This is a genomic window from Flavobacterium coralii (genome assembly GCF_019891545.1).
In the GTDB taxonomy this organism is placed as follows: domain Bacteria; phylum Bacteroidota; class Bacteroidia; order Flavobacteriales; family Flavobacteriaceae; genus Flavobacterium; species Flavobacterium coralii.
Window position 1 is genome coordinate 210,472 of record NZ_JAHDIU010000003.1, and the last position, 20,290, is coordinate 230,761.

Below are 20,290 nucleotides of genomic sequence, written 5' to 3' on the forward strand. Positions count from 1 at the left end.
TAATAAATCGATAGATCTGTATCATGACGAGATTAAAAGATAAAAATACGGTTAAAAGATTTAACCAGATCTCAATAGGACTGGCTTCGCCGGAGTCTATCCTGGCTGAGTCGAGAGGTGAGGTTCTTAAACCCGAAACCATTAACTATCGTACCCATAAACCGGAAAGGGATGGCTTGTTTTGCGAGCGTATCTTTGGCCCGGTTAAAGATTTTGAATGTGCCTGCGGTAAATACAAAAGGATACGTTATAAAGGTATCGTTTGCGACCGTTGCGGTGTAGAAGTTACTGAAAAGAAAGTTCGACGCGACAGGGTAGGCCACATCAATCTTGTTGTGCCTATTGCACACATCTGGTATTTCCGTTCGTTACCAAACAAAATTGGTTACCTTCTTGGTTTGCCTTCTAAAAAGCTGGATATGATTATATACTATGAAAGGTATGTAGTTATACAGCCGGGTATTGCCAAAGGGCCGGATGGAGAAGCACTAAATGCATTAGACTTTTTGACAGAAGAAGAGTATCTGAATATTGTAGATTCTCTTCCTATGGAAAACCAATACCTTGATGACAACGACCCTAATAAGTTTATCGCTAAGATGGGTGCGGAGTGTATCATGGACTTATTAGCGCGTATTGACCTTGACCAGCTTTCTTATGAGCTGCGCCACAGTGCCAATACCGAAACCTCTAAGCAGCGTAAAACAGAAGCGCTTAAAAGGCTTCAGGTTGTAGAGTCGTTCCGTGAGAGCAACATGAACAGGGAGAACCGCCCTGAGTGGATGATACTTAAGGTAATACCTGTTATCCCGCCGGAGCTTCGCCCGCTTGTGCCGCTTGATGGTGGCCGTTTTGCAACGTCTGACCTTAACGACCTTTACCGTAGGGTAATTATCCGTAACAACCGTTTAAAAAGGTTGATGGAAATTAAAGCGCCTGAGGTTATCCTTCGTAATGAAAAGCGTATGCTGCAGGAATCTGTAGATTCACTATTCGACAATACAAGGAAAGCTTCTGCTGTAAAGACAGAAAGTAACAGGCCGCTTAAATCACTTTCAGATTCATTGAAAGGTAAGCAGGGACGTTTCCGTCAAAACCTGCTTGGTAAGCGTGTTGATTACTCTGCACGTTCGGTAATTGTTGTAGGCCCTGAGCTTAAGCTTTATGAGTGCGGTCTTCCTAAGGATATGGCTGCCGAGCTTTACAAGCCGTTTGTTATCCGTAAGCTTATAGAGCGCGGAATCGTTAAAACGGTTAAGTCGGCTAAAAAAATAATAGATAAGAAAGAGCCCGTAGTATGGGATATCCTTGAAAATGTAATTAAAGGACATCCGGTACTGCTAAACAGGGCCCCTACGCTTCACCGTCTTGGTATTCAGGCTTTCCAGCCGAAACTAATAGAAGGTAAGGCGATACAGCTTCACCCGTTGGTATGTACGGCATTTAACGCCGACTTTGACGGTGACCAGATGGCGGTACACCTTCCGCTTGGGCCGGAGGCTATACTGGAGGCGCAGCTATTAATGCTTGCTTCTCACAATATCCTTAACCCTGCAAACGGTGCGCCTATTACCGTACCTTCTCAGGACATGGTACTTGGTCTTTATTATATGACCAAAGAGCGCCTTAGTACTGAAGATAACAAAATTAAAGGCGAAGGCCTTACTTTCTACTCGGCAGAAGAGGTTAATATTGCCCTTAATGAAGGCAGGCTGCACCTTAATGCCCGTGTAAAAGTACGTGCTAAAGACTTTAATGATAAAGGTGAGCTTGTTTATAAAATTATACAAACTACAGCCGGTAGGGTACTGTTTAACGAAGTAGTGCCTGAAGCTGCAGGATATATTAACGAAGTTCTTACCAAGAAATCGTTAAGGGATGTTATCGGTAAAATTTTAAGTGTTACCGATGTGCCTACAACGGCAGCATTCCTTGACAGTATGAAAGACATGGGGTACCGCTTTGCATTCCAGGGTGGTCTGTCATTCAGCTTGGGAGATATCATTATCCCTGACAGGAAACAGGAACTTATTGCAGATGCAAACTCTCAGGTTGAGGCTATTACCATGAACTATAACATGGGTCTTATAACCAACAACGAGCGTTACAACCAGGTGATTGACGTGTGGACTTCTACCAATGCTTTGCTTACAGAGCTTGCCATGAAGAACATCCGCGAAGACCAACAAGGTTTCAACTCGGTATATATGATGCTTGACTCCGGGGCGAGGGGTAGTAAAGAACAGATACGCCAGTTAACGGGTATGCGTGGTTTGATGGCCAAGCCTAAAAAATCTACAGCCGGTGGCGGAGAAATTATCGAGAACCCGATCCTTTCTAACTTTAAGGAAGGCCTTTCGATTCTTGAGTATTTTATCTCGACCCACGGTGCGCGTAAAGGTCTTGCGGATACGGCTCTTAAAACGGCTGACGCGGGTTACCTTACCAGGAGGCTTCATGATGTTTCGCAGGATGTTATTGTTAACACAGTAGATTGCGGTACATTAAGGGGTATAGAGGTTACAGCGCTTAAAAAGAACGAAGAAGTTGTAGAAAGCCTTGGAGAAAGGATTTTAGGCCGTGTTGCCCTTCAGGATGTTGTTAACCCTCTTACAAGCGAAGTACTTGTTGCTGCCGGCAACCAGATTACAGAAGCTGAAGTAAGAAGGATAAGCGCAGCTCCTATAGAAAAGGTAGAAGTGCGTTCGCCGCTAACCTGCGAGGCAAAACAAGGTATATGTGCCAAGTGTTACGGACGTAACCTTGCCACCGGAAAAATGACCCAGAAAGGTGAGGCTGTTGGTGTAATTGCAGCACAGTCTATTGGTGAGCCTGGTACACAGCTTACACTTCGTACCTTCCACGTGGGTGGTACTGCGGGTAACATTTCTGAAGAATCAAGCATTATTACCAAATTTAAAGGTAGGCTTGAGATTGAAGACCTTAAAACAGTTAAAGGAGAAGACAACGAGGGTAATGAAACCGATATTGTAATATCGCGTTCTACAGAACTTAAGCTTGTTGACGAAAATACAGGTATTGTACTTAACACACACAATATACCTTACGGTTCCAGCATTTACGTGAAAGACGGACAAGTGGTAGACCAGGGTACAACGGTGTGTAAGTGGGACCCTTATAACGGTGTAATTATTTCTGAATACACAGGTAAGGTAGCTTATGAAGATATCGAACAGGGACAATCTTTTGTTGTTGAAATTGACGAACAGACAGGTTTCCAGGAAAAGGTAATCTCTGAATCGAGAAACAAGAAACTTATACCAACACTTCTTATCTATGGTAATGACGGAGAACTTATTCGTTCTTACAACCTGCCGGTGGGTGCCCACCTTATGGTAGATAACGGTGAGAAGATTAAGTCAGGTAAGGTACTTGTTAAGATACCAAGGCGTTCATCTAAAGCAGGTGATATTACCGGTGGTTTACCAAGGATTACCGAGCTTCTTGAAGCACGTAACCCAAGTAACCCTGCTGTTGTATCAGAAATTGATGGTGTGGTGTCATTCGGTAAGATTAAGAGGGGTAACCGCGAGATTATCATCGAATCTAAATTTGGTGAAATCAAGAAGTACCTTGTAAAGCTTTCTAACCAGATACTGGTACAGGAAAATGACTTTGTAAGGGCAGGTATGCCACTTTCTGACGGTGCTATTACTCCGGAGGATATCCTGAGGATACAAGGCCCGTCTGCGGTACAGCAGTATCTTGTAAACGAAATTCAGGAGGTTTATCGCCTTCAGGGTGTAAAAATCAACGATAAGCACTTTGAGGTTGTTATCCGCCAGATGATGCGTAAGGTACAGATACAGGATCCGGGTGATACGCTATTCCTTGAAGACCAGCTGGCACACACCAGCGACTTTATCGAGGAAAATGATAAACTATATGGAATGAAGGTAGTTGAGGATGCAGGCGATTCTGTAAACCTTAAACCGGGCCAGATTGTTACGCCACGCGAACTTAGGGATGAGAACTCCCTGCTTAAGCGTAACGACCAGAACCTTGTGGTAGCAAGAGATGTAATACCGGCAACGGCTACACCTATACTACAGGGTATTACAAGGGCATCGCTTCAAACCAAATCGTTTATTTCTGCGGCATCATTCCAGGAAACAACAAAAGTACTTAACGAGGCTGCCGTAGCCGGTAAGATAGATACTCTTGAAGGCCTTAAAGAGAACGTTATTGTAGGACACAGGATACCTGCAGGTACAGGTATGAGGGAATATGATAACATTATTGTAGGCTCTAAAGAAGAACTAAGTGAATTATTAATTCCTAATACAGAGGAAGTAAACTATTAATACAATGAGTGAACAAAAGCAACAGGGACAGATCAATATTGAACTGGACGAGAAAACAGCCGAAGGCACATACAGCAACCTTGCCATCATCAATCATTCTGCTTCAGAATTTGTGGTAGATTTCGTTTCAATTATGCCGGGTGCTCCTAAAGCTAAAGTTAAGTCGCGCATTGTGTTAACGCCTCAGCACGCTAAAAGGCTGCTTAAGGCACTTGGGGAAAACATTCACCGTTTTGAAAGTGCCCACGGTGCTATTCAGGAAAGTGAGCAGGCCCCGCTTCCGCTTAGCTTCGGCCCCGCCGGACAGGCTTAGGAAATCAGATTATAAAGTAAAACCCACTCGATTGAGTGGGTTTTTTTATTACTTTTAAGTGGTGATTATGTCTTAGCCTTTTTTTCTTCCGCTTCCTCTGTATCGTCACTATCGGCATGCATCGGCTTTTGCTCTTTGTCAGCCTGTGAATCATATTGTATGTCAAGAAAAATAGGGAAATGATCAGACCCAAAACTGTCGAGCCTTTTAATGCGGTTCAGCTTAAAATCAGGCGATATAAAGGCATGATCGAGCGGGAAACGCATAAATGGGTATTTCGCATGAAAAGAGTTAAAGAAGCCCCTGCCACGGCGCGGGTCGAGCAGTCCGCTCATCTTCAGGAAGAGTTCAGTCGTATGGCTCCAGGCTACATCGTTAAGGTCGCCAATAACTATTACCGGGAGTGTTTCTTCTTTTGCCATATCTGCCACGAGTAGTAATTCTTTATCCCGTTCTGTACTGCGTACGTTTTCATTTGGTACCGGCGGTGTGGGGTGTACAGCATGCAGCATTACCTCCTCACCATTCTTTAAAAGTACCTTAGCATGTATAGAGGGCACATCATCTTCAACAATATAGCGTATTTCATCATCTTTAAGTTCCAACTTAGAGAACAGCAGCATACCATAGGTGTTATCTTTTGCCGCTTTTACAGAATATTTATACTCTTTCTCTAAACCGCTAACTGCCTTTTCCCATTTTTCATCAGTTTCAAGCAGTAGAACAACATCAGGATCGGCTTTGTGTATTTCATTAAGGCAGCCGTTAAAATTAGTGTTGTCCTGATAAACGTTAGATATCATTAAACTTATACTGCAATCGCAGTTATGCGACTTTACTTTTTGTACCTGCTTTTTACCCAAGATAGTAAAAGGTAGTATAAGGTACAACAGGTAAATTGTATTAACAGTTACAACAGCAGTCAGCACCCAATATAAAGTGCCGGTACCATTGTAAAAGTAAAGTAACAGCCCCAGGCATATAATGGAAAGTGTAAACTTTTGCAGCCTTGGATAATCAAATACTCTGAATGTCCAGTAATCATTCCTGATTAATGCCATTACAGAGAACAATACCAATATTGCTGTGAAAGCTATTAAAAAAGTATTCACGGTTCTATTTGTTTGTTATAAAGATAATAATCAAACTCTTTGGTAAATGTTATTGCTTTTATAAAACTATTCTCACACTATGCGCCTTTCTATATCTTGGGGCAGCCGGGTTAATAATTCATAGTTTAACTGGCTGCTTCGTTCCCCGAAAGAGGCCACGGTTATTTCCTGTCCGTCCTGTGTGCCAATTAAAATAACGCTGTCACCAGTTGCAATGTTGGGTATGTTGGTAACATCTACAGCTATACAGTTCATGTTTACGGTGCCAGTTACAGGTGCACGCCTGCCATTTACCAGCACGATCCCCATATTGCTGAGGCTTCGGCTAAACCCGTGTGCATAGCCAACAGGTATAATGGCAAGCGTCATGGCTTCATGCGAGAAAAAAGATGTGCCGTAGCCTACAAATTCACCCGGTGGTACATGCTTTAGGCTCATAATGCTGCTCTCCCACCTTATTATACGCTTTAATGGCGAAACATCTGTTTTATGCCTGCTAAGGTATTCTACCAGTACTTCCGGGCCCGACCAAAACCCGTACTGCATAATACCTATGCGCAGCATATCATAATGCATATCCGGCAGGCGCACAGCCGCTGCAGAGCAGCAGGTATGTACTATCTGTGGCTCAAGTCCTGCTTCCCTGAAAGAAGACAGGGCCTTTTTAAATAGCTTTTTCTGCTTTTTGATGCGTACATAGTTAGCAATGCTTTCGGCTCCTGCAAAGTGCGTGCAAAGCCCCCTGAAGGTAAGGTGTTCTTTGTGTTCTTTAAGTGTTTTGATGAGAGCATGTATTTTTTCCAATTCAAAACCAGTGCGGTACATACCGGTTTCAACTTCTATATGAATGAGTGCTTTTTTAGCAAGTTGTTTTGCCGATTGTAATGCTGCCGACAGCCTTTCTTCTGTAAATACATAAAATTCTACGTTGTTGCTGATGCACCATTCCATATCGGAATCTTTGAGAGAACCCATTATCATGATGGTAGTATCAGCCGAAGCTACATCAAAAACTGCTCTTGCCTCTTCTGCATTAAAAACCGAGAAATGGTTTACACCACAGGCTTCGGCTAACGGAACATACACGCTGATGCCGTGACCGTATGCGTTCCCCTTTACTACTGCACTTATTTTAGTGCCTTTAAAATAGCTCCTTAAAAAATTCCAGTTGGTTTGTAATGCTTCTTTATTAAGGGTTATAACCGAAGATTCCTTCATGCCTGTTGTGCTTCTTTCTGTATTTGTATAAACATTTTAATTCCTGTATCCGTAATTTCATCCGGGTAGTCATAAGCAGGGTGATGCAAAGGGTAACAGTCTTTTCCCGATCCTACGCCAAACATAGCCCCCGGCCATATATTTGTAAAAATGCCGAAATCTTCACCAAAACGGAACCCTTCTTTTATATCCTCATAAATTAAATCATTAGAGATGGCAGCCTTGTTTATTATGGCAACCGCATCAGCATTATTCTGGTTCGACTCAAACGGTTCTATCATTTCAAAACTGACTTCAAGCAATTCTTTCTCTGCTTCCTGTGTGGCAAACTGCTTAAGCTGCTCTATGGCGTTATCAAGCCTTTCGTTACTGTCAGCGCGTACCGTAAGATGTACTTCGCCTTCTCCTGCCGAAATACCATAAGCTTTTTCGCCCATTTGGGTATGTACAGGTGTTACGGTAACATAGGCAGGCTTATCTTCATTATTCAGTTCTAATGCCCTTACCATGTACCTGCTCATGGCAGCAGCCGGATTACGCCCGTTCCACGGTTCGGCGGCATGCGCTGTATAACCTTTAAAATATACTGCAAGGCTCACCACGCTCGATGTAAAGCTGCCTGTTTTACACACAATAGTATGCATTGGGAATCCCGGCAGGTTGTGCAGGGCGAATACAAAATCAATATCAAGTTTATTTAAGAAACCATCGGCAACTACATTCCTTGCACCCCAGCCATTTTCTTCGGCAGGCTGAAGAAGCAGGTACACATTACCTTGTTGCGGCCTGTTAGCTGAAAAATGTTTGGCTACACCATACAGTATAGTGCTGTGCCCGTCATGCCCGCATTTGTGGGAAACACCGTCGGTTACCGATTTATATACAGTGGTAATGGTTTCCTGTATCGGCAGGGCATCAATATCAGCACGGAGTAGTATGTTTTTACCGGGCGACTGTCCTTTAAAAGTTACTAATATCCCTGTGTTGGCTGTTTTTTGTATGCTGTCAGCGTCAAGCTTTTCAAGTAACCCTAAAAGATATTCCTGTGTATTATATTCGTATTGCGAAACTTCGGGATGGCGGTGTAGGTAATGCCGTATTGCGGTAAGTTCTTCCATGCTGAATTTTAGTTTTCCTCAATATACTAAAAAACAGGCAGCCGCAAAAGCGTAGCGGGTTATTAAATTAAAGTATTACTAACGACGATTGTCCTGAAGGTGAGATTAACGCGCGGGCTGTTTACAGTTTTAGTAGGGGGCAGGCGGTGCAGCCAGTGGGTTTGGGTGGTATCTTTCATTACCAGCAGGCTGCCGTGTTCTAAAATAACTGAAACCGTTTCTTTAGTCTGCTTGTGCTTAAAAGCAAATTTACGGGTTGCACCAAAGCTGAGGGAACCAATTGCACCGTTTTTCTTCAGGTCTTTTTCGCCATCGCTGTGCCAGGCCATGCCTTCGTTGCCATCGTGATACAGGTTTAAAAGGCAGGAGTTGTAGGTTTCTCCTGTCAGCTTTTCGGTAATAGCTTTAAGTTCTGCCAGCTCTTTGGTAAAAGGCATGGCGCGCTTGGTGACTTTGCTGTAGGTATATTCAAAAGGATGCTCGGCATACCAGGCTACTTTGCGTTTGGTGGTTATAAGTTTGCCGAAAATAATAGCTTCATCATTACGCCACTCTATAGTAGTGAGTAGTTTCTCTAAATAGAAATCAGCCTCTTCTTTTTTAAATACGGTACCAAAATAATTAACCACACCATCATAGGGGAGGAGGTTATCATCTTGCGAATTTTCGAGGGAGAAGAGGTTCATTTATTTAATATAAACAAAAACTAATGTATTATTTAACTGTTGTAATAATTTCTAAAAAGCTACTGTAGTTAAGGCTTGAGTTAATCCATTTTTTATCTTCCCATTTACCGTTGATTAAATGCTGGATATATAAAAAAGAATCTTTTCCATCAAATGCTATTCGCCAATTGTTCTTTAATTCAATATACCAAGAGCCAAATGCCTGATCATTATACTGAGACGTTTTAATATCTTCATTTTTGAAGTATAAAAGTGTGGTTTCATAAAGGAAATTATTCCAACCTTCTAATTGCTTTTGATATTCAAAAGCAAATTCGACAGCCTTAAACAGTGCATCTCCAACAGGATATTGAGTATTTTCCGCAATTCTGTCTAAGTTGTCTTTTAAAATTACTTTACATCCCCCATTTAAAACTTCATCAATTATAGTATTCCACCCATATAGGTGTTTGTCCATTTCAGTTATTATTTCTTTACCCATGACTTATAGGTAAAATCCAGTTTATGCTTTTCATCTTTCGGATGATATTCTTCGCTTACAAGCTGCCATTTGCTTTCATCAATTTCAGGAAAGTAAGCATCGGCATCAACTGTGGTGTGTACGCGGGTCAATTCTATTTTATCAGCCATGTCAATAGCCTGTTTGTAAATCTCACCGCCGCCAATAATAAAAACGTCCTCATCCTGCGGGCAGGCAGCAAGGGCTTCATTAAGGCTGTGCACTATGGTGCAGCCTTCATAGGTAAAATCTTTTTGGCGGGTAATAACAATGTTGGTACGGTTGGGCAGCGGGCCGTTCATGCTTTCCAGCGTTTTACGCCCCATGATGATACAATGACCTGTAGTTAACTTTTTAAACCGTTTAAAATCATCAGGCAGGTGCCAAACCATCTGGTTGTCTTTACCTAAAGCATTGTTTTCGGCTGCCGCCGCTATAAGGGTAATCGTCATTACTGCACGTTATTATTATCGCTTTCTATTTTCTTTTCCAACTGGCCTATGCGGCGCTCCTGGCGGGCTACCAGTTTTTCTATCTGTTCCTGTTCCCACTTTTTATTTATAAAGCTTTCAACAACAAAAATCTTTACAAAATGCATGATAAACAAAAATGCCCAGGCAGTTATGGCCCACAGATACCAATTGTATTCTTCGCGCACATTGAGCCATTTGTTGATAATGTATAAAAAAATACTCCCCACAAAAAAGAGGATAAAATGCAGGTAAACCCGTTTTTTCTGCTTTACACGCTTTCGAGCATACTCATACAATTCCTGTTGGTTTTTTTCCATAAGTTGGTTTTTACCTAAAGATAATGAAAAAAATTATACAGCAACAGCTCCTTTTATGTGCGGGTGCGGGTCGTAATTCACCAGTGTAAAATCATCATACGTAAAGCTGAAAATATCTTTTACATCGGGGTTCAGTATCATTTGCGGCAACGGGCGCGGTTCGCGCGATAGCTGTAGCTGCAACTGCTCTATGTGGTTGTTGTATATGTGCGCATCTCCAAAAGTGTGTATAAAATCGCCCGGCTCCATATCGCAAACCTGTGCTATCATCATGGTAAGCAGGGCGTATGATGCTATATTGAAAGGCACGCCTAAAAATATGTCGGCACTACGCTGGTATAATTGGCACGAAAGCTTTGGTTTGCCACCGTCTTTATCGGCAGGTGCTACATAAAACTGGAAAAAAGCATGGCAGGGTGGGAGTGCCACTTTACCTTCAGCTACATTTTCAGCAAACGATTTTGAAGTATCCGGCAATACGCCGGGGTTCCATGCGCTAACCAGCATACGGCGGCTGTTAGGGTTTGTTTTCAGCGTTTCTATAAGCTCTGTAATCTGGTCTATTTCGCGGCTGTCCCAGTTGCGCCACTGGTGACCGTAAACAGGCCCCAGGTTACCATTTTCATCTGCCCACTCATCCCAGATGCGCACGCCGTTTTCATTAAGGTATTTTATGTTGGTATCGCCTTTAAGGAACCAAAGCAATTCATGTATTATCGACTTGAGGTGCAGCTTTTTGGTAGTTACCAAGGGGAAGCCTTCACTGAGGTTAAAACGCATCTGGTAGCCAAACACGCTTATTGTTCCTGTCCCTGTCCTGTCGCCCTTTTGGGTGCCGCTCTCCAATACATGCTTTACTAAGTCGTGATACTGCTTCATATTAATTTGAAAATTTGAAAATTAGACAATTTGAAAATGCTTTAGTGTCTGCTTATTGACTACTGCATTGTTCAAAATTAACCTTTCCGCAAAGTAAAAATAAAACAAAAAAAAAGGGCAGTATGCCCTCTCTAGTTTTTATAAAATTATAAACAATTTTCAAATCTTCAAATTAATAAATTTTCAAATTGTATCAGCTTTCCCGCTTTGATATTTCATCGCGAATTTTTGCCGCCTTTTCATAATCTTCATTCTGCACTGCGCCTTCAAGCATTTCGTTAAGCTCCTGCAGGCTGTACTGGCTGTAGCCTTCTCCCGATACTGTTTCGGTACCAAAGGTTTCAGGCTGGCTTAATATGTCGGCTCCCTCTTCGCCCTCGCCTTCCGGCTCGGGGTTAATTTTCAGGTATATACCGGCTTTATCAAGTATGTTCTTGTAGGTGAATATAGGGGCATTAAAGCGAAGCGCCAGCGCAATGGCATCTGATGTGCGGGCATCTATAATTTCTTCTATTTTATCCCTTTCACAAATAATGCTCGAAAAGAAAACACCATCTACCAGCTTGTGGATGATAACCTGCTTAACGGCAATATCAAACCTGTCGGCAAAGTTTTTAAAAAGGTCATGTGTTAGCGGCCTTGGCGGCTTAATTTCTTTTTCAAGTGCAATTGCTATGCTTTGTGCTTCAAAAGCGCCTATAACTATAGGTAATTTACGTTCTCCGTCTACTTCATTCAGGATTAGTGCATATGCCCCGTTTTGTGTTTGGCTGTATGATATCCCTTTAATGTTAAGTTTTACTAAGCTCATATTAATCTTTACGATAAACTAAAAAAGGCTATCCGCCAAAGATACACCATCCCTGTGCGGATAGCCCTTTTATGGGCACAATTTATAATAAAATTATGAGTTATTGGCTTTAAACTCCTTTATTTTTTCGGTAAGCTTCGGTACAATTTCAAAAGCATCGCCAACCACGCCATAGTCTGCCACTTTAAAGAAAGGTGCATCAGGGTCAGAGTTTATAACTACTTTTACTTTAGAGGAGTTGATACCTGCTATGTGTTGTATAGCACCGCTGATACCTACTGCCACATACAGGTTGCTGGCAACCGGTTTACCGGTTTGGCCCACGTGTTCGCTGTGAGGCCTCCAGCCCAGGTCTGATACCGGCTTAGAGCAGGCAGTAGCTGCGCCAAGTGCCTGTGCAAGATCTTCCAGCATTCCCCAGTTTTCCGGGCCTTTAAGTCCGCGGCCACCTGATACAACAACCTCGGCATCTGCTATGGTTACTTTACCTGTTACTTTTTCGGTAGATTCAACCTTAACTGTAAAGTCATTATCGTTTAATGAAGGTGCAAAATCTTCTGTTGAAGGAGATGAAGCCGACTCAACCAGGCCGTAAGAGTTTTTGGCAAGGGCAAGCACCTTTATATCTGTATTTATTTCGGTAATATTAAATGCTTTATTAGAGAAAGCATTACGCTTAACGCGGAAAGGTGAAAGGCTTTCCGGCAATGCCACTACGTTGCTCGCATAGCCTGCCTCAAGGGCAACAGCTACAAGCGGTGCTGTGTAAAGGCTATCAGTAGTAGCACTGAAAAGTACAATTTTAGCACCTTCTTTTTGTGCAGCCTGCTTAATAACATCGGCATAAGCCTTTGCGTTGAACGACTTTAGTTTGTCATTCTGAACAGTAAGCACTTTATCTACACCATAGTTGCCAAGTGCTGAACTGTCGGCAGCATTAATAGTAAGTGCGGTAACAGTTGTACCGGCTTCTCCGGCTATTTTTTTAGCATAAGAAGCAAGCTCAAAAGCGGTTTTTTTGAATTTGCCATCTGCCGATTCTGCGTATATTAAAATTGACATGATCTTAAAATTTGAAAATTGTTTAATTTGAAAATTTGAAAATTGAAGAGGGCATTTTCAAATTGCCTCATCTTCAAATTGCCTAATTTAGATAACTTTAGCCTCGTTGTGCAGCAGGTTTACAAGCTCATCAAGGTTATCAGGGCTAATTAGCTTAACAGCCGATTTTGGAGCAGGCTTTTCAAACTTAACTGCTGAGGTGGCATTAGTTGCCTGTACAGGCTCAAGAACGTTAAGCTGCTTTTGGCGCGCCATCATAATACCGCGCATGTTAGGTATTTTAAGGTCTTTCTCTTCCACAAGCCCTTTTTGCCCACCTATAACCAGTGGCAGTTTAGTGCTAAGAGTTTCTTTACCACCATCTATTTCCCTTACGGCAGTAGCATCGGTTCCGTTAACATCAAGCTTTATACATGAGTTAACAAAATCGTAGCCCAGCATGGCAGCAAGCATACCCGGTACCATACCACCATTATAATCTAAAGACTCTTTGCCGGCTATAACAAGGTCATAAGAACCATTCTTAACCACTTCGGCAAGCTGCTTTGCAACAAAATAACCATCGGTAGGGTTTGCGTTTACCCTTATTGCCTCGTCAGCGCCAATAGCAAGAGCCTTGCGCAGTGTAGCTTCGGCATCGGTGCCGCCCACATTAACCACGGTAACATTAGCTCCCTGCTGTTCTTTGAACCATATAGCGCGCGTAAGCCCGAATTCATCATTCGGGTTAATTACAAACTGCACTCCGTTGGTGTCAAATTCGCTGTCTCCGTTAGTAAAATTGATTTTTGAAGTAGTATCAGGCACGTGGCTGATGCAAACTAATATTTTCATTTCTATTGTTTTATAGGAGTTGATTGTTTTCCGTTACGAAATTAATAAAATATTCCGAATAAAAAACTATGCATGCATATAAAATAGTGTATTTATAAAGAATTGCCTTTTAAAATATGTGTGTTATAAAAAAAAGATGCTAATGCGTAATAATATTGCGGGATATTTAATTTTTATAACCACGATTATTTTTTATAAAGAACATAGGTTTTTAATAATTCGGGTATATCATCAGTTTTGAACTCCTTGTCAATGATGCGCTTCGCTAACTCAGTAACATCTTTAAAGTAGTGGGCTGCACTCTTTCTAAATTTACTCTCCCGTCCAAGAGCATTGGCGCCTTCCGTTTCGCTGCTGGTTATCATAGTAAGCACTTCTTCTCCGGGGCGTAAAAAAGATATGCTGGTCGAAGCCATACCAATATTACTTTTTAATGTAAGTGTAATTTCTCCTTCATTGTCTATATGATAATTTTCTCCTGTTTGGTAACACTTAATGACAGGGTCGGCAAATGTTAACAACGACCAGTACTTTACTTTAAAAGTATGCTCACGTGGATTATTCTTAGATCCATATATTGTCTTGATATTTCTATATTCAAATAAGTATTCCCTGCCAGAATCGGTACTATAGGCTATATATTCGATTTCATCGGAATCATATCGGATAATTTTTCCTTTTTCAGATTCTCTAAATTTAATTGCACCTTCCAATATACTATTACTTGGCAGCTCAGCATAACCATTTTTTAGCTCGCCGTTACGAAATTGAATTTCAGCTTTATAATATTTTTCTGCTTTAGCAACAACTACTACAAAAAGAAATAGCAGAGTAATAATTTTTTTCATGATTAATATTAATTAGTTGATTGTTATCTTACAAATAAACAAAAACTTTTTTATAGGGTATGTTTACGAAAAGGTTTTCGTGAGGCTGCCTTTTATAAAAGAGCTTAAATATTGAAATGTGTACAGTAGAATTGCATTTTAAAGACGCTAATAATAATTAAAATGTTTTATTTTTGCCATTCACATTAATACCGATAAACGTACATACATGAGAACGATACAATTCAGGGAAGCTGTTTGCGAGGCTATGAGCGAAGAAATGCGCCGCGACGAATCAGTATATCTAATGGGTGAAGAGGTTGCCGAATATAACGGTGCTTATAAAGCCTCTAAAGGCATGCTTGATGAGTTTGGCCCGAAAAGGGTAATAGATACCCCGATCGCAGAACTTGGTTTTGCCGGTATTGCAGTGGGCAGCGCCATGAACGGCAACAGGCCTATTGTAGAGTTTATGACCTTTAACTTCTCTCTGGTTGGTATAGACCAGATTATTAATAATGCTGCCAAGATACGCCAGATGTCGGCGGGACAGTTTGATTGCCCTATCGTTTTCCGTGGGCCAACTGCTTCAGCGGGGCAGCTTGCGGCAACCCACTCTCAGGCGTTTGAGAACTGGTATGCCAATACTCCCGGATTAAAGGTAGTGGTGCCTTCTACTCCTTATGATGCAAAGGGACTTTTAAAGTCGGCCATCCGCGATAATGACCCGGTTATCTTTATGGAGAGCGAGCAGATGTATGGAGACAAGGGTGAAGTGCCTGAAGGTGAATATACTATTCCACTTGGTGTAGCCGATATTAAAAGGGAAGGTAAAGATGTAACCATAGTATCTTTCGGTAAGATAATTAAAGAGGCGCTTAAGGCTGCTGAAGAATTAGAGAAAGAAGGCATCAGCTGTGAGGTTATAGATCTTAGAACTGTTCGCCCTATGGATCACAAGGCTATTCTGGAATCTGTAAAGAAAACCAACAGGCTTGTAATTCTTGAAGAGGCATGGCCTTTTGCAAGTGTGGCATCAGAGATTACATATATAGTGCAGGAGCGCGCTTTTGATTACCTTGATGCCCCGATACAACGTATAACAACAGCCGATACGCCTGCTCCATATTCTCCGGCTTTGCTTAAGGAATGGTTGCCAAATGCAGATGATGTTATAAAGGCAGTTAAAAAAGTTACCTACAAAAAATAAGGAGAAATAAAACTCTTATATTTGAAACTTCATCATACTATTATGGTGAAGTTTTTGTTTATAAGCATATATGAAAGAGAAAATACTGTTTTTAGGGGCCTTCCTGCTTTTGGCGGGTTCCCTTTTTTCACAAACAAAGGTAGAGGGAACGGTTGTAGATAATGCCAATTTGCCCCTGCCTTTTGTAAACGTATATTTTAAAGATTCCAGCGAAGGTGTTATTACAGATGAAAACGGAAAATTTTATCTCGAATCTCCTAACAGCCATACAGCAATAGTAGTTTCTTTCGTAGGCTTTTCTACCAAGCAGGTTGAGCTTACAGGTCCGGTTAATTATGGAATAAAAGTAAAACTGGCCGAAGCCCAGGAACTTAAGGAGGTAGTGCTGTATTCGGGTAAAACTTCTAAAAAGAACAACCCTGCACTTGATATACTCCGCAAAATATGGGAAAGAAGGCGCAAAAACGGCCTTCGCATGTTTAAGCAGTATCAGTACGACAAGTATGAAAAGGTAGAGTTTGACATGAATAATATAGACAGTGCCTTTATGGAAAGCAAGATATTCCGGGGCATGGAGTTCATATTCGATCATGTTGATACATCAAGCGTTACCGGGAAAACCTACCTGCCTATATTCATAAACGAAAGCATAAGCGAGGTATATGGCGACAATACAACCAACAGCGAAAAGGAAATACTTCAGGCTAATAAGAACTCCGGTTTTAGTGATAACCAGCAGATTATTGCCTTCGTAAAAGACCTGTATGCCGAATATGATGTATATGATAACTACCTGAAGTTTTTTGATAAAGACTTTGTGAGCCCTTTGTCGCGCACGGGTATAAATGTATATAACTATGTACTGGCCGATACAGCCTATATAGATAACAAATACTGCTTTAATATCGTTTTTTACCCAAGGCGTAAAGGCGAGCTTACTTTTAAAGGTAACTTTTGGGTAAATGATACCACATTTGCCATTAAAAAAATAAGCATGGCAGCCAGCAAAGGTGCTAACATCAACTTTGTGAAGGATATGTATATAGAGCAGGAGTTTGATGTGCTTAACGACTCTGTTTTCCTGCTGAAGCGCGACCACCTGATGACTGACTTTGCACTTCGCAAAAAAGACGAATCAAAAGGGGTTTACGGTAAGCGTACCACCTTGTTCCGCGATTATGAGTTCGATATTAAAAAACCGGATGATTTTTACAGGAAAGAAGTCAACTATTATAATGACACTATAAATAACCGCTCCGACGAGTATTGGGCAGAAAACCGCTTTGAGTCGCTCAACAAAGACGAAAAGGCGGTATATAAAATGCTAGATACCCTTAAAACAGTCCCCAAATTTAAACGAATGTACACTGTAGTCGCGACACTGGGTAGCGGCTATTACCAGATGGGCAACTTTGACTATGGCCCTATATTCTCCACTTTCGGGTATAATGATATTGAGGGTATAAGGCTGCGCACAGGCGGGCGTACCTACTACGGGCAAAACGACCCCTGGAGGCTGGAAGGTTATACGGCCTACGGCTTTAAAGACAACCAATTTAAGTATGGCATATCGGGCAAATGGATGGTTGATAAAAAAAAGCGCATTATACTGGCAGCAGGTAACCGTCGCGATATAGAGCAGATAGGGGTAAGCCTTACCGGTTCTCCGGATGTGCTGGGCAGGAGTTTTGCCTCGTCGGCTATCTTTGCAAGCGGTGATAATACCAAGCTGACATCAATCAATTATTCCAACTTTTCGGCAGAAATAGAGCCATGGAAAAATGTTGTTTTCAGGAGCAGCTTCTCATACCGTACTTTAAAATCGGCTTCGCCTACTTTTACGCTTGATTATTACATTGATCCGGCTGACCCTTCTAAAGGTGTCCGCAGCGATTTACAGCAATATGAATATGGCCTTACTATAGACTATACTCCCGGCAGGCGCACTATTGGCTATGGTGTAGAACGCTCTGATGTGGATGATAATGATTATCCGAGGTTTTATGTAAACTTCTCACAGGGGCTGGAAGGTATCTTCGGTAGCGATTTTAATTACCAAAAGCTTCAGTTCTATTACAGGCAGCCGATACTTATAGGAGGTTTCGGGCGTTTCTTTTCTACTGTAGAAGCCGGTAAAACTTTCGGAGCTGTACCGCTTGGTTTAATGAGTGTTATTCCCGGTAACCAGTCCTATTTTATTATTGATAACACCTATAACCTGATGAACTATTATGAGTTTGTGGCAGATGAATATGTATCATTGCACCTGGAGCATAATTTTAACGGCAGGCTGTTTTCAAGAATACCGATATTGCGCGATTTAAACCTTCGTGAAATAGTGGGTATAAAAGGCGTTTACGGAACTGTTTCGGAAGAAAATATAAGGCTAAATGCCAGTACAATCACCTATCGCGCACCCGAAGATGTGTACTGGGAATACCATGCGGGGATAGGTAATATCTTTAAGGTTTTCCGTATCGATTTTGCATGGCGTGGCAGTTACCTTAACCTGCCTGATGCCAACAGATTTACAATTAAAGGTGTTTTTGGCCTGCACTTTTAAAAAAAAAGTTAATGTTATACAAAATGTTGTATTTTCGTAAGCAATAACATCTACCCTTATTATTATGAAGGTTTTTTGCATAATTGCTTTTTTTGCCCTGACCTTGTTTTCATGTAAAAACAACGACAAAGAAGTGCCATCAGTAAATTATGCTGATATTGTTGTAGGAACTGTTAATAGCGGGGAGCCACAACTTTCGGATATACAAGCTGTTAAAGCTAAGTGGGAAGACGCTATTAAAGACAAAAATAAAGACGCCAAACTTACAGGCTTCGAAATTGTTAAGGGAATAGCCGAAGGAAAAGAAGGTGGCGAATATTACATGCTTTTGGCGCGTACAGAAGACGGCTCGGTAAGGACAGCTTCTTTGCTGACAATTAACGAGGGGAAACTGTATTTTGAACATTCTGAAGATTCGGGCAGGGCAATGCCACTGGTTGTTTGTACCGGCCTTTGCGATGATGGATGCCTGCCTGTGGTAACGGTACGCAATGGTAAAAAGTACATAAACTGTACCCCGTGCCTCGATTGCAAAAAACATGAAACAGAGGTGCGTTAATCTTTTCTTAAACGGTCTATTCTTAACACTTCTTTGGTAATAGATAGTATCTTGATGTGGTACCTTAGCAGGGTAACTCAGCTAAATTATATTGCCATGAAAAACTATCTACTAAAAACCACAGCTTTTTTTGCCGTTGCACTTGCAGCAACAGGCTGCAGCAATGATGCAACAGTATCTGATATTGATATGAACAACAGTACCTCTGTACTGTCTGATGAACAGGTAGCCGAAGATATGAACAGGGCCTATTACTGGCAAAGTGAAATAGGTGAGGAAGTTAACGGCGAGTATATTATAACTGCTGATGTAAACCTGCTTAAAGCCGATCTTGAAGAAGTACTGGCTAATGAAGGCAGGCCAACAACACTACAGGATGTTTTTATTACAGGAATGATTGCCGATAACGACCCTACGGATAAAGGGTTCTTTTTAATTGGTAGCGATAAGAACGGGCAAACCATAAGCCTGCAACTTGAAAAGGTAGATACCAAATTTATTTTATATTCAGATAACGGTTTTGTAAAAACTGTTTCATGCGATGGCTGTGTTAGCGGCTGTAACCTGTCTTACCTGCTTATAAACGGTAAAAGGGTTGCATACTGCCAGGAAAATGGCTGCTCTGAATACGACTGCTCTAAAAGCGAATCGTCATTTTAATACAATAGTATAAGAAAATTATATAGACAGCCCCCATAGCGGGGCTTTTTTATTTACATGCTATCCTGCTGTTATCATTATGTAAATATGTTAAAATGATGTAGTCATTAACCTGATTTTAGCTTGCATTACTGTATTTTTGTGCTACTTTTGCACCGCTTAATACGTAACTAATATATAGATAAAAAATGTCTGCAGCGAAACTGAAAACTTTTGATGTTCTTATCGAAATCCCAAAAGGGAGCAGGAACAAATATGAATACGACTTTAAACTGAAAAAAATACGTTACGACAGGATGCTTTTCTCATCTATGATGTATCCTGCCGATTATGGTTTTATACCGGAGACCCTTGCGCTTGACGGCGACCCGCTTGACGTGCTTGTTTTGGTAACAGAACCTACTTTCCCCGGTTGTGTTATGGAAGTTAAGCCAATTGGCGTTTTCCACATGGCCGATGAAAAAGGCCCGGACGAGAAAATTGTATGTGTGCCGGTTAGCGACCCTGTTTGGAACAAGTTGGAAGACCTTAGCGATATGAACCCCCACCTGCTAAAAGAAATTGAGCATTTCTTCCAGGTATATAAAGACCTTGAGCAGAAGAAAGTTGATGTGGAAGGTTGGGGAGATGTAAACGAAGCGCGAGAAATTATCGACAAATGTGTTGACCGCTTCGAAACGCTTGACAATAAACCTGAAGAACTTTTCAGTATAAGATAGTTTTTACTGTAAAAATGATACCATAAAAGCGACATTCCTTATCGGGATGTTGCTTTTTTTGCTTTGGTTTTGTTACATTTACAATATGTTAACAATTAACCAAAC

At 41.4% G+C, this 20,290-nt stretch carries 19 protein-coding genes; 7 read left to right on the plus strand and 12 right to left on the minus strand.

What is annotated here, in order from left to right:
- The first annotated feature begins 23 nt into the window (after positions 1-23).
- Positions 24-4,325, plus strand: a complete 4,302-nt coding sequence (gene rpoC / locus KJK34_RS06140; RefSeq protein ID WP_223052977.1) for a DNA-directed RNA polymerase subunit beta' — start codon at positions 24-26, stop codon at positions 4,323-4,325.
- A gap of 4 nt (positions 4,326-4,329) precedes the next feature.
- Positions 4,330-4,638, plus strand: coding sequence for a DUF3467 domain-containing protein (locus tag KJK34_RS06145; RefSeq protein ID WP_223052978.1), 309 nt, complete (start codon positions 4,330-4,332; stop codon positions 4,636-4,638).
- 65 nt (positions 4,639-4,703) lie between these two features.
- Here the strand turns inward: KJK34_RS06145 and KJK34_RS06150 are convergent, their stop codons facing one another.
- The 12 genes from KJK34_RS06150 to KJK34_RS06205 form a co-directional block, all read right to left on the minus strand.
- Positions 4,704-5,750, minus strand: a complete 1,047-nt coding sequence (locus KJK34_RS06150; protein WP_223052979.1) for an endonuclease/exonuclease/phosphatase family protein — start codon at positions 5,748-5,750, stop codon at positions 4,704-4,706.
- A 72-nt stretch (positions 5,751-5,822) separates the two neighbouring features.
- On the minus strand, positions 5,823-6,968 hold the full coding sequence (gene alr / locus KJK34_RS06155) for an alanine racemase (protein WP_223052980.1): 1,146 nt from the start codon (positions 6,966-6,968) through the stop codon (positions 5,823-5,825).
- Positions 6,965-8,086, minus strand: a complete 1,122-nt coding sequence (locus KJK34_RS06160) for an amidohydrolase (RefSeq protein WP_223052981.1) — start codon at positions 8,084-8,086, stop codon at positions 6,965-6,967. The genes alr and KJK34_RS06160 overlap by 4 nt, the downstream gene beginning before the upstream one ends.
- 62 nt (positions 8,087-8,148) lie before the next feature.
- The gene (locus tag KJK34_RS06165; RefSeq protein WP_223052982.1) at positions 8,149-8,772 is read right to left on the minus strand and encodes an alpha-ketoglutarate-dependent dioxygenase AlkB family protein; all 624 of its coding nucleotides are present in this window, start codon (positions 8,770-8,772) and stop codon (positions 8,149-8,151) included.
- Between the two features lie 28 nt (positions 8,773-8,800).
- Positions 8,801-9,253, minus strand: coding sequence for a hypothetical protein (locus tag KJK34_RS06170; RefSeq protein ID WP_223052983.1), 453 nt, complete (start codon positions 9,251-9,253; stop codon positions 8,801-8,803).
- Positions 9,238-9,723, minus strand: a complete 486-nt coding sequence (locus tag KJK34_RS06175) for a dihydrofolate reductase (RefSeq protein WP_223052984.1) — start codon at positions 9,721-9,723, stop codon at positions 9,238-9,240. The genes KJK34_RS06170 and KJK34_RS06175 overlap by 16 nt, the downstream gene beginning before the upstream one ends.
- On the minus strand, positions 9,723-10,061 hold the full coding sequence (locus KJK34_RS06180; RefSeq protein ID WP_223052985.1) for a 2TM domain-containing protein: 339 nt from the start codon (positions 10,059-10,061) through the stop codon (positions 9,723-9,725). Before KJK34_RS06180 ends, KJK34_RS06175 begins: the two co-directional genes overlap by 1 nt.
- 33 nt (positions 10,062-10,094) lie before the next feature.
- Positions 10,095-10,940, minus strand: coding sequence for a thymidylate synthase (locus tag KJK34_RS06185; RefSeq protein WP_223052986.1), 846 nt, complete (start codon positions 10,938-10,940; stop codon positions 10,095-10,097).
- 193 nt (positions 10,941-11,133) lie between these two features.
- The gene (locus KJK34_RS06190) at positions 11,134-11,751 is read right to left on the minus strand and encodes a bifunctional nuclease family protein (RefSeq protein ID WP_223052987.1); all 618 of its coding nucleotides are present in this window, start codon (positions 11,749-11,751) and stop codon (positions 11,134-11,136) included.
- Positions 11,752-11,844: 93 nt separating this feature from the next.
- A complete protein-coding gene (locus KJK34_RS06195; RefSeq protein WP_223052988.1) occupies positions 11,845-12,813 on the minus strand; it encodes an electron transfer flavoprotein subunit alpha/FixB family protein in 969 nt (322 codons plus the stop codon).
- 87 nt (positions 12,814-12,900) lie between these two features.
- On the minus strand, positions 12,901-13,647 hold the full coding sequence (locus KJK34_RS06200; RefSeq protein WP_223052989.1) for an electron transfer flavoprotein subunit beta/FixA family protein: 747 nt from the start codon (positions 13,645-13,647) through the stop codon (positions 12,901-12,903).
- A gap of 185 nt (positions 13,648-13,832) precedes the next feature.
- Positions 13,833-14,495: a hypothetical protein gene (locus tag KJK34_RS06205; RefSeq protein ID WP_223052990.1), complete on the minus strand. Its 663-nt coding sequence runs from the start codon at positions 14,493-14,495 to the stop codon at positions 13,833-13,835.
- A 184-nt stretch (positions 14,496-14,679) separates the two neighbouring features.
- Between KJK34_RS06205 and KJK34_RS06210 the strand changes: the two genes are divergently transcribed.
- The 5 genes from KJK34_RS06210 to KJK34_RS06230 all read left to right on the plus strand — a co-directional run bounded on the left by KJK34_RS06210 (position 14,680) and on the right by KJK34_RS06230 (position 20,185).
- Positions 14,680-15,684 (plus strand): pyruvate dehydrogenase complex E1 component subunit beta, encoded by a 1,005-nt coding sequence (locus tag KJK34_RS06210; RefSeq protein WP_317196872.1) that lies wholly within the window; start codon positions 14,680-14,682, stop codon positions 15,682-15,684.
- A gap of 70 nt (positions 15,685-15,754) precedes the next feature.
- Entirely contained in the window at positions 15,755-18,247 is a 2,493-nt protein-coding gene (locus KJK34_RS06215) for a DUF5686 and carboxypeptidase-like regulatory domain-containing protein (RefSeq protein WP_223052992.1), read from the plus strand.
- A gap of 64 nt (positions 18,248-18,311) precedes the next feature.
- Positions 18,312-18,806, plus strand: a complete 495-nt coding sequence (locus tag KJK34_RS06220) for a hypothetical protein (RefSeq protein WP_223052993.1) — start codon at positions 18,312-18,314, stop codon at positions 18,804-18,806.
- 96 nt (positions 18,807-18,902) lie between these two features.
- A complete protein-coding gene (locus KJK34_RS06225; protein ID WP_223052994.1) occupies positions 18,903-19,466 on the plus strand; it encodes a hypothetical protein in 564 nt (187 codons plus the stop codon).
- 188 nt (positions 19,467-19,654) lie between these two features.
- A complete protein-coding gene (locus KJK34_RS06230) occupies positions 19,655-20,185 on the plus strand; it encodes an inorganic diphosphatase (protein ID WP_223052995.1) in 531 nt (176 codons plus the stop codon).
- The last annotated feature ends 105 nt before the right edge of the window (positions 20,186-20,290 follow it).